Source organism: Curvibacter soli (assembly GCF_029211125.1).
GTDB lineage: Bacteria > Pseudomonadota > Gammaproteobacteria > Burkholderiales > Burkholderiaceae_C > Curvibacter_A > Curvibacter_A soli.
The window spans coordinates 1-9,842 of record NZ_JARGEN010000042.1 but is presented as its reverse complement, the minus strand read 5'-3'; the positions used below and the strand labels follow the sequence as shown (position 1 = coordinate 9,842).

The 9,842-nt window shown below is 62.9% G+C and carries 8 protein-coding genes; 2 read left to right on the top strand and 6 right to left on the bottom strand.

Going from position 1 to position 9,842, the window contains the following annotated elements; all coding sequences use genetic code 11:
- Positions 1 to 159: 159 nt before the first annotated feature.
- Positions 160 to 570 (top strand): helix-turn-helix domain-containing protein, encoded by a 411-nt coding sequence (locus PY257_RS10145; protein WP_275741348.1) that lies wholly within the window; start codon positions 160 to 162, stop codon positions 568 to 570.
- Positions 570 to 1,814: a type II toxin-antitoxin system HipA family toxin gene (locus PY257_RS10140; protein ID WP_275741346.1), complete on the top strand. Its 1,245-nt coding sequence runs from the start codon at positions 570 to 572 to the stop codon at positions 1,812 to 1,814. Before PY257_RS10145 ends, PY257_RS10140 begins: the two co-directional genes overlap by 1 nt.
- 21 nt (positions 1,815 to 1,835) lie before the next feature.
- Here PY257_RS10140 and PY257_RS10135 read toward each other — a convergent pair whose 3' ends face one another.
- The 6 genes from PY257_RS10135 to PY257_RS10110 all read right to left on the bottom strand — a co-directional run.
- Positions 1,836 to 3,041, bottom strand: coding sequence for a DUF3322 domain-containing protein (locus PY257_RS10135; RefSeq protein WP_275741344.1), 1,206 nt, complete (start codon positions 3,039 to 3,041; stop codon positions 1,836 to 1,838).
- Positions 3,038 to 6,415 (bottom strand): ATP-binding protein, encoded by a 3,378-nt coding sequence (locus PY257_RS10130; protein ID WP_275741350.1) that lies wholly within the window; start codon positions 6,413 to 6,415, stop codon positions 3,038 to 3,040. The genes PY257_RS10135 and PY257_RS10130 overlap by 4 nt, the downstream gene beginning before the upstream one ends.
- Positions 6,412 to 7,086, bottom strand: a complete 675-nt coding sequence (locus PY257_RS10125; protein ID WP_275741342.1) for a DUF4194 domain-containing protein — start codon at positions 7,084 to 7,086, stop codon at positions 6,412 to 6,414. Before PY257_RS10125 ends, PY257_RS10130 begins: the two co-directional genes overlap by 4 nt.
- A 31-nt stretch (positions 7,087 to 7,117) precedes the next feature.
- Positions 7,118 to 8,593: a DUF3375 domain-containing protein gene (locus tag PY257_RS10120; protein ID WP_275741340.1), complete on the bottom strand. Its 1,476-nt coding sequence runs from the start codon at positions 8,591 to 8,593 to the stop codon at positions 7,118 to 7,120.
- 165 nt (positions 8,594 to 8,758) lie between these two features.
- On the bottom strand, positions 8,759 to 9,301 hold the full coding sequence (locus PY257_RS10115) for a type IV toxin-antitoxin system AbiEi family antitoxin domain-containing protein (protein ID WP_275741338.1): 543 nt from the start codon (positions 9,299 to 9,301) through the stop codon (positions 8,759 to 8,761).
- A 298-nt stretch (positions 9,302 to 9,599) separates the two neighbouring features.
- Positions 9,600 to 9,842: hypothetical protein (locus tag PY257_RS10110; RefSeq protein WP_275741336.1), on the bottom strand; the 243-nt coding region annotated here is incomplete at its 5' end.

Here is a 9,842-nt window from a genome sequence, read left to right as displayed (position 1 = left end):
CATCAATCAGCCATGCGACCCAAAACCAAGCATTTGTTTTAACTAAACAGTATTGGGCTCATACCTCGTTGGACAAGACTTTGGGTTGACTGCTTGCCATTTTGTGCTCAAATATGAGCGCTTATTTAAAAAATAAGCTCATATTTGAGGCTATAAAAGATGTCTTCTTCCGATCAAAAGCGCTCTGGTGCGCAAGTGGCGATGCCGCAGCCTGTTGCGCGCGCGCTGCGCCGCCTGGGGCAGGACATCTCGGCGGCGCGGCGCATGCGCCGCCTGAGCCAGGAAGACCTTGCGCAGCGCATCGGCACGTCCTTGAGCACCGTTAGGCGCATGGAAGATGGCTATCCCGGCACCGCGCTGCACACCTTCCTGCGCGCGCTGCACGTGCTGGGCCGGCTCGATGACCTGGTCCAGGCGATGACCCTGGAGAACGATACGCTCGGCATGGAACTGGTGCGGGAGCAACTGCCGCAGCGGGTACGCACCTCTGCCGGCAGGAAGCGGCAGACAGCACCCGTCGTTGACAAAGGCGATGCGCGCACGCCTGCCGATGACCTGGAGGGCTTCTGATGGCAACGCCTCGGCCCACACGACGTCCGGACCTCGAAGTCCACCTGGGGGCGAGTGGCTTGGTCGTGGGGCGCCTGCATCTTGGCAGCGGCCGGCGCAGCGCGTTCAGCTACAACGAAGGCTGGCTGCGGGATGCCCGGTTCTTCACGCTGTCGCCCGACCTCCAGCCGGTGGCCGGCGTGCAGCATCCCCGGCAGGTGTTCTTCCTCGCGCTGGAGGACACCGCGCCCGACGCCTGGGGCGAGCGTGTGATCCGACGCGCCCATGCGAAGCTGCGGCAGGAAGACCGCGACACGCCTGCATTGGACCCGGTGGACTTCTTGATGTGGGTGGATGACGAGGCGCGCATCGGCGCGCTGCGCCTGTTCGATCCGCAATCTGGCGCCTACCTGCGCGCCGGAGGAGCGAAACGGCATGTGCCACCGCTGGTGGAACTGGACAAGGTGCTCCACGCGGCCCGCGCCCTGGAAGACGGAACGGAAAGCGCGCAGGACCTGCGCTACCTGCTGGGGCAAGGCACGTCGCTGGGTGGTGCCAGGCCGAAGTCCACGGTGCGGGACACCGATGGACGCCTGGTGGTCGGCAAGTTTCCAAGCCAGGCGGACCGGCGCGACGTGATCCGGGGCGAAGTGCTGGCCATGCAACTGGCGGCCAAGGCCGGCATCCGGGTGGCGCCGGCGCGCGTGGAAGTGATCGGCAGCACGGCGGTCGCCGTCATCCGGCGTTTCGACCGCACCGACGACGGCGCTCGCATCCCCTACGTGTCGGCCGCGACGATGCTCCAGTCCGATGGTCGCGACGCGACGCATGCCTACACGGAACTGGTGGACGTGCTGCTTCAGTCGGGCGCCGATCCGATCGCCGACATCCATGAGTTGTGGCGGCGACTGGTCTTCAATTTCCTGATCTGCAATACCGACGACCACCTGCGCAACACCGGCTTCCTGTACGACGCGCGCCAGCGCGGCTGGCGCCTGTCGCCGGCCTTCGACCTGAACCCGATGCCGGGCGACCGTCGGGAGAGCAAGACATGGCTGACCGAGGACACAGGCGTCATCGACAGCCGTGACATGCTGATGGCCGCCGCGTCGTATTTCAGGCTGGATGCTGTGCAAGCGCAGGCGATCTGGAGTGAAGTGGCCCAGGCCGTGGCGGGCTGGCGCGCAGTGGCCCGGGGATTGGGCATGCGCGGTACCGACCTGCTGGATTTCGAGCCGGCGTTCGTCGAATCGACCACGCCCTGACGACATCGGCAGGACATACCGCTACGGCCGAGAATCGTCCTGGACTGTTGTCGCCAACGCCGCGCATAGCCAGCGATAGCCGATGCGTTCCTGTTCCAGCCGCAGCTGTGGCCGGATTCGGTCATTACGCAAGTCGTCGTAGAGAGCTGCCTCCTCATCGACCAGTCGGGACAAGGGCAACATATGGCGTTTGTCGAGGGGCTCCTCACCCCATTGAAGTGCGTGGGCCATCAGGGTAGAGCGGTCCATGAGGAACGAAGCGGCTAGCGGGAAATACTTGCGCAGGCTGTCCAGAATGGCAAAGCCATGGGTATCGATGTCTCCCCAGTAGTGCAGAGAGGCGCGATGCAGCCAGTTGGCTCGGGCGAGCGCTCCCCAGCCATAGCCGGCACCGAACACGACGATGGCACTGGAGACCGGTGGGAATGCTAGGAAGTTCACCTCGTTTTCGGTGATGAAAACACGCTGCGCAGGCAAGGTGAGCGTGGCGAAGCTGTCCTCATCCAGGGTGATGTCGGTCAGTCCCGTGCAGCCGGGAAGCTGGAGCAGCTGCGGATCGAGCAAGCGCAGGCGGATGCGGGCGGGCTTGCCGAGAAAGCCGTAGCGACGGGCAAACCCCGCCATCCCGGCCGCAGCGTGGTCGATGGCTTCCGTCGGCAAAGCCAGATCCAGCCACTGAGCCAGCGTACCGCGATGGGCTTCGATGAATTTGCTGTCCACGCCCGGCGCGTCAACCTGCCGAAGATAGACGCCTGGGCGCGGATGGGCTTGCACCCAGGCCACCACGGCCAGCAGGCGTGGCCAGCGTTCGGCCAGCGCCAAGGTCTGCAACGGTGATCTGTGCAGCCATGCCAGCAGTGTGGGTTGCGCTTCGGCAGTTTGCTGCCAGAGCGCCTGGAACCGGAGGGCATCGCCGGTCTTGCCGATCATCGCCAGTGCATCGTCCACCGCATCGATCCACAGCGTGTCCGGCAGGCGCTGCCGGCCCTGCACCCGGTGCGTCCACTCGCGCCATTCGATGCGCACGCGCGGCATGGCGCTGATCTCCCGCACCCAGCCGCGCACTGCATCGAAACGGTTGCTGAGATCGGCGGCGGACGGCGACTTGAGCGACAGCCGCAACGGCCAGCCCAGCGCGCCGTCACCGACCACGGCACGCAGCAACTCGCCGCGCTGCCACAGCCGTTCGACCTGCACGCGAAGGTCGGCGGGCTGGCTCCATGTCATACAGTGCCTCCCGTGGTAGCAGCCTTCTGTGCCCGGTACTCTTCGATGCTCAGGTTGCGTAGCCGCGACTCACGGCCGCCCTCGTTGTGCACGAAGCCGACGCTGGACACGTAGGGCTCAATGATGTGGATCTTTTGCAGCGGCGTAATGATCAGCAGTTGCAGGTTGAGCTGGCGGAACAGTTCCAGCCCATACTGGGCCGATTCATCCGAGCCGCGCCCGAAGGCTTCGTCGATCACGACAAAACGGAACGAGCGCGAGCGCACCGCCCCCCATTCCAGGCCGAACTGGTAGGCCAGGCTGGCGGCCAGCACGGTATAGGCCAGCTTCTCCTTCTGCCCGCCGGATTTGCCGCCGGAGTCGGAATAGTGTTCGTGTTCGGCATCGTCCTCGCGCCAGCGCTCGCTGGCGGAAAACAGGAAGCCGTTGCGCACGTCGGTCACCTTCTGCATCCAGCGCCGGTCGATTTCGGCCAGTCCTTCGCGCCCCCGGAAGCGGTCGATGATGGCCTTGACCTGCAGGAACTTGGTCTCGGAATACTGTTCGTCTTCCGAGCCGCTCAGCGCGCCTTCGGTGCAGGCACGTAGATCCTGCAGGAAGTCGCGGATCTCCGCATCGGGGCTGGGCTGAGCCAGCAGCCGGATGTAGCGCCCGGGGTTGTAGTCGATCACCTGCAAGGATTGGTTGATGACATCGACCCGCTCCTTGATCGTTTCCCGCTCGCGCGCGAGCTGGGCGTTGAAATTGGCGATCTCGTTGATGGTATTAACGTTGAGCAACTCCTTGAAACGCGCTTCGAAGCGCGGCAGGTCGTCGTGCCGCAAATCCTTCATCAAGCGCTCGAACTCGGGCAGCGCGGCCAGGCTTATGTCGATCTCGGCGGTCTCTGCCTTGAAGGCCTCCTTGAAACCGCGCATAGCGTTGATGATGCGTTCGGTCAGGCGCGAGAGACGCTTGTCTTCGGCATCGATGCGCGCCTGCAAGCCGTTGCGCACGTCCTGTTCGCGGTTGTCGCAGGATTCCACCGAGAGCTGGTGGTCGCCTAGGACTTCGGCGCGCCAGCCTTCAAGAGATTGCAGCAACACATCGTCAAGTGCGGCTTGCGCTTGGATTTCGAGAGCCTGCGCATACTGTGCCTGGGCAGTTTCGTGCTTGCTGCGGGTTTCTCCGCGTTTGCCTTGTGCCTCGCCAAGATCGCCTTCGATCTCCTTCAGGCGCTCAACGACCTGAGCCAATTGGCTTTCCAGTTCCCGCAGGGTATCGGAGGCCTCCTTGAGGCGGTCGCGTTCATCGGTCAGCCGGGCAATCTCGCGCGCCGGTGCCTGCCAGTCGATCTCGCTGTAGCGGGTGAAGACTTCGAGTTTGGCCAAGGCCTCCAGTTGCGCCTGGCATTGCCCGCGCAATCGCTGTGTGTTGGCAATGCGCAGACCAATGTCGCCCAGTCGCTGCTCCAGGCCCTCGCGTTCGTCACGCAAGGTGCGCAACTTGTCGGCGTTGCTCCAGCCCAGCACGTAGCGACTTCGATCGTCGATGCGGCGGCGGTCGTCCTTTTCGTGGCGTCCGCTCGGGTCCTTGATCTGTCCGGCGCGTGTGATGGCGCGGGTCTCGCGGCGGAACTGCTCGGTGCTGTCGCAGCAGGCCAGGTCGAAGCGGTGGTGCAGTTCGCGTTCCAGCCAGTCGTAGTGCGGCGTGTCGGGCTTGATGAGCAGCTTGCGCACCAGCGACTGGGGGTGCAGGCTGACGGCCTGCGTGGACTTGCGCGCGCGCACGTGGAAGTACACCAGACGTGTGCCCAGGTGCTGGCGTTCCACCCAATCGGCCACGTCCTTGTAGTGCGCATCCGGCACCAGCAGGGACAGGCCGAAGCCATGCAGCAGGCGTTCGGCCGCGCCCTCCCAGTCGCGTTCGTCCTCGCGCACCTGGATCAGTTCACCGGCAAAGGGCAGGTCTTCCTCGGCGATGGACAAGGCGGCGCACAATGCGTCGCGGATTCGTACCTGGGCCGCATCGATATTGCTTTTGCGACGCGCAAGGCTGTCGATCTCGTCGCTGAGCGCTTTGTGTTCTTCCTGCCCCCGCCGCAGCGCATATCCGTCTTCATTGATCTGCGTATCGTGGTCCGCAATGCTTGTGCGCAGCGCTTCGGCGTGTTCTCCGATGGAGGATCTTTGTGTCATGAAAGCAGTTTCGTCTCCCGGCGCTGCTTCTCCAATGCGCGTCAATAGCGTGGAGTACGCGTCCGCCTTCTCCTGCCGTTGCTGTTTCTCTGCCTCCTGCTGCTGAATGGCGGCAGCGAGTTGTTGCAGTCGGTCGCCGCCGTTCTCGCGCAGTGCGCCTTCGAGCTTCCCCTGCTCGATTCGGGCGTTGTCTCGTTGCTCTCCCAGTTGCTTGATGCGGGCATCCCAGCGCGTCGCATCCTGGGTCAACAATTCCAGGCGCCTCTCCAGCAGTGTTGCCTTCAAGCCGGCGAAGTACGGGCGTAGTGCATCGCGTCCTTCGCGCAACGCCTGGATCTCGGCGGCTACTTGCCCGTGGCGACGGCCATCCTCCACCAGCGGAGTCAACAACTCGATCTGGCGCTTTGCCTTGAGTACCGACTGGTGGGCGCGGTCGAGGTCATCGAAATGGCCGAGCAGTGCCTCGATGCGGCCCCCCACGTCGAACGGTTCGAGCATGTGGCTGCGCACGAAATCGGTCAGATTGCCAACCGATTTCATGGAAACCGTCTGATGGAACAGTTCCAGCGCCTGCTCGTGCTCGATGCCGAAGCGGCGGCGGAACCAGGCGCCGTAGGGCGGGAAGCTGTCGTTCAGTTCGCAGCCCATCGCGCGTAACTTCTTGCGCAGGCCGTTGATGTCGCTGCCGAATCCGGAAAAGTGCTCGGTGATGGACAGTTCCCGCTCTACAGTCACGAACAAGCGCGCGGGCTGGCCCTGTGGTTCGCGAAACCAGAAGACTTGCGCCAGTGTGACCGCCTGGCCGTAGCCTTCGTTACGGAAGACGCCCAGGATCACGCTGTAGCTGGTGGTGTTGCGTAACGCCACCGGGCGGGCGCTGCCGGTGGTTTCGTTGCGCTCGCTCTTGTAATGGCCCAGCACGTAGGACCGCAGTGATCGCTCACGCGTCTCGGCGCCGGCGGCCTTGTTGTAGGCGATGCGTTGCGCTGGCACAAGCAGCGTGGTGACGGCATCGACCAGAGTGGATTTGCCCGAACCGATGTCGCCAGTGAGCAGGCCGTTACGCCCATCGAGTTCATAGCGCCAGACGCGCCGGTCGAATGTGCCCCAGTTCAGGACTTCCAGCCGCTGCAGGCGAAAGCCGACGCGGCTGTCGTCGGCCACGAAATCGAGCTCCTGTGGCGAAAAATCGTTCATCGACCGGCATCCTTGTCGCGATCGGCACCTGACAATGCGGTGCGATAGCCCTCCAGGCGCGCATCGAAGTCGGCCAGCCACTGTGCATCGACGAACGCCTTGAGGATGCGCCCCACCTCGTAGCGAGGTGCCTGCTGAGCTGCGCCGGCAGCGGGCTTTAGCTTGCGCAGATAACCCAGTTCCACCACCTTGGTGATGGTCGAATCCACTTGGTCGATGAGGCGCGCCTCGTTGGTGCCGTCCGGCAGGAACACGCGCATCAATTCGGCGATCTCCTCGCGTGACAGCACCAGCCGGGTATCGCCGCCGCTGGCGTCGGCTTCGGCCATGCGCTTGCGCAGCAAGGCCAGCATCAGGCTGACCGGGTAGGACAGCGGCCGTCGCGCGATCAGGCGTGGCGGACGAGGTGTGGCGTCCGCATGCTCCGGCTCCGGCTGGCTTTTGAGGAAGGCGTACCCCTCGGCTTCGTCCAGCACCAGATCCAGCAACAACACCGCCGCCTGCTCCCGCACCCGCGCTTGCAGGCTCAACAGGCTGGCCCATAGGCGCTCGTCGTCCTGACGGTACAACACGCCCTTGAGCAAATGCACCATCAGTTGCGAGAGTTCCGCTACAACGGGCGGGCGCGACTCAATGCCGCCTTCTGGATCATCCTGGTGCATATCGTTCATGGGTCTCCGCTCTATCCGTCGCAGCTTGCATTCAACGCGTAAAAATCACGCGGGGCATTCGCACCCGCCGTCGTACCGTTGAGCCAGGCGCGTCCTGCACGGCCCATTCGATGATCTCCTGCACATCGTCATCCACCGTGGCTCTGAGGCCATCCAGCCCGCGGCTGCCTGCGTGGGCCAGTTCCAGCCAGGTTACTAGTTCGGCCAATCCCTGTTGCAGCGGCTGCGTCTCCAGCAGCGCGCGCAAGCTGATCTGCGACTGCTGGCGCAATGCCTGCCGCAGGGCCTCACGCAGGCGGGTCTTGTCCACCACGTGCTGGTCGAACAGGCGTGTGGTGTCGATGTCGTCGTCTTCGCCGGATTCAAGTATCAGTTCCGCTAGGCGTGGCTTGGCATGGAGCGCAAACAGGGGGCGTTCCTGCGGCAAGGCGATGTCCGCGCCCATCTCGTCGAGGAGCATCACTTCGCCGGTCGGTGGCATGTCGCGCAAGGCCAGCGCCTTGGTCTCGATGTTGCGCAACAGTTCGAGGATGCGACGGTTTTCCTGGAAGGCCCGGTCATCCAGGAAGCGGCGCAGTTGTTGCGACAACTGCGCCACCATGCGTTGGGTATGTTCGCCCGCTTCCAGCCAATCGTGGTGCACCCGGCGGGTGCGCGGCTCCGGCTTGAGCGCAGCCACGGCGGGCAGGTCGAGGATCTGGTCGAGCCGTGTGGACAGTTCTTCCTGGCGACGGCTGGACATCAGGAAATCCCAGAATGCACGGAAGCTGCGCCCCTGGTCGGAATCCCCGATGGCGTCGCGCTCGCCCATGACTTCGTCGAGCAAAGCCCCCTTGCTGCCGTCCCACAACGCTATCTTCTCGCGGACGCTGCGGTCGAGCTGGCGGAAGTTGTGTTCCACCTGGCGGAAATCGCTCAACAGTTCGCGCGCCAACTGCTGGAATTGCAGGAAGCGATCCTTGATGGCCGTGTCATCCATGAGCGGCACGTCGCCGGACAGGACGCGGTCGATCTCGGCATCGATCTCGTTCCGCTTGCGACGCAGTTCCTCCAGGCGCCTGGCTGGATCGGCCTCGCTTCCGGTGCTGATCTGCTCCAGCAGCGCGAACAAGGTCAGCAGGCGCGATTCCGTGCCGACGAAAGGCCGTTCGGTCAGCGACACTAGCCAGGCGATGGCCTTTTCCGTGGCGGGGGTGAGATCGAACTGGGCCTCGTCGGTACCGGACTTGTAGAACTTGCGCAGCCAGCCCTTGTCCGGCGCGCACCAATCATTCAGGTATTCAGTTGCGGCTTTCGGATACACCTCGGCACCGAGCTGTTCGCGCAGGGCAAACAGCTCGTCCTCCAGCATTTCGGCCAGATCCGCTTCGCTCGTCAGCCGCACGTTCGGTGCAACGAACACCCGGTATAGGAAGCTTGCTACCAATGGCGCATGTGGCGAGGCCAGCAATCGCCATGCAGGATGCCGATCGCGGTATGTGGAGAGTGTGAGGTGGTCGAGTGCCATGATGGGCTGCCTTATTCGAGCCGTTCGCTGACAACGACGTCTCGATCCGAATGCACGGATCGGCTTGCCCAGAAAGCGCGAATCAAGGCGGCGTGGTCACTCATGCGAAACCGCCTCCAGGTAGGGACGCATTACATTTGCGACCCGGCAGACCTTGGCATGGCGCTATAGGTCATCGGCTGAAGCCTTGCGTGTCTTCCAGGCAGCCTTCAGCGCCTCAATGGCCACGTCCAGGCCGATCTGGTTGCGGTGCTTGAAGCAGTCCGCCACGGTTTTGGCGGCACTGTAGATCCGCAGTCTGGCGCCATCGCGTTCGTGCTCATCAATGCCCAAGGCATAGGCATCACCCGCCATCTGCACCATCTTGATCGGCGGGTGCTCGATACGTGGGGTGTGGCTGCCACGAGGCATGGCAATCCAAACCTGGCGAGGCAGTTGCGTGGTCAGTTCGTGGAACTGGAGTGCCGTCAGCAAGCAGAACACGGCTTTGGGAACCTTGACTGCAATCGTGGCAAGGTCCTCGTGCTCGGACATGGGGTTGCCTGGCAAACGGTAGAGGCCGCGCCCGACACGCTCCAACTGCCCGGAAGTGAACAAACGTGTCAGCACCACCCGCGGCGCGCCGATGGTGTCCAAGTCGCGGGTGCGCAGGAAGCCCTGCTTGTGGAGCAGGGCAAGAGCGCGATGGGCATGTGAGGATCTTTCCATCGCTCCAAAGATGTTCCTTGATTTCGTTGATCTTATACATCAAACGATAGAAGGAAACACGTCTGCCTGGAGCGCGCGTTGATGACTGACCGTGAATGTCAGCAGACAAATGCGGATAGGATTTGGTTGGGAGCCTGTCAGAAATTTTGTGTGCAAGGCATAACATTCCACCAAAGGAGTTTTCATGCCTCGCCAATCCAAGACAGCCGCAGCGAGCGGCAAAGCGGCCCTGCCGCAACTCAGCAAGCAAATGCTTGAAGAGCTCATCCCAGGTCCGGTAACCAAAGAGCAATTCACCCTAAATCCGGCAGTTGAATCCCCAAAATTCGAGCAACTGCCTGTCACGCATTGAGTTTCCATGCTTTCCAGACTCACCCATCTGGAACTGCTCTGCAGTCACGCGAAGTCTTTGGAAACTCGCATGGATATTGGGTTTCTTCAGTTTTTCGGTTGGTTCAACTGCCGTTTCCGAGCCTGTCAGAAATTTTGTGTGCAAGGCATAACATTCCACCAAAGGAGTTTTCATGCCTCGCCAATCCAA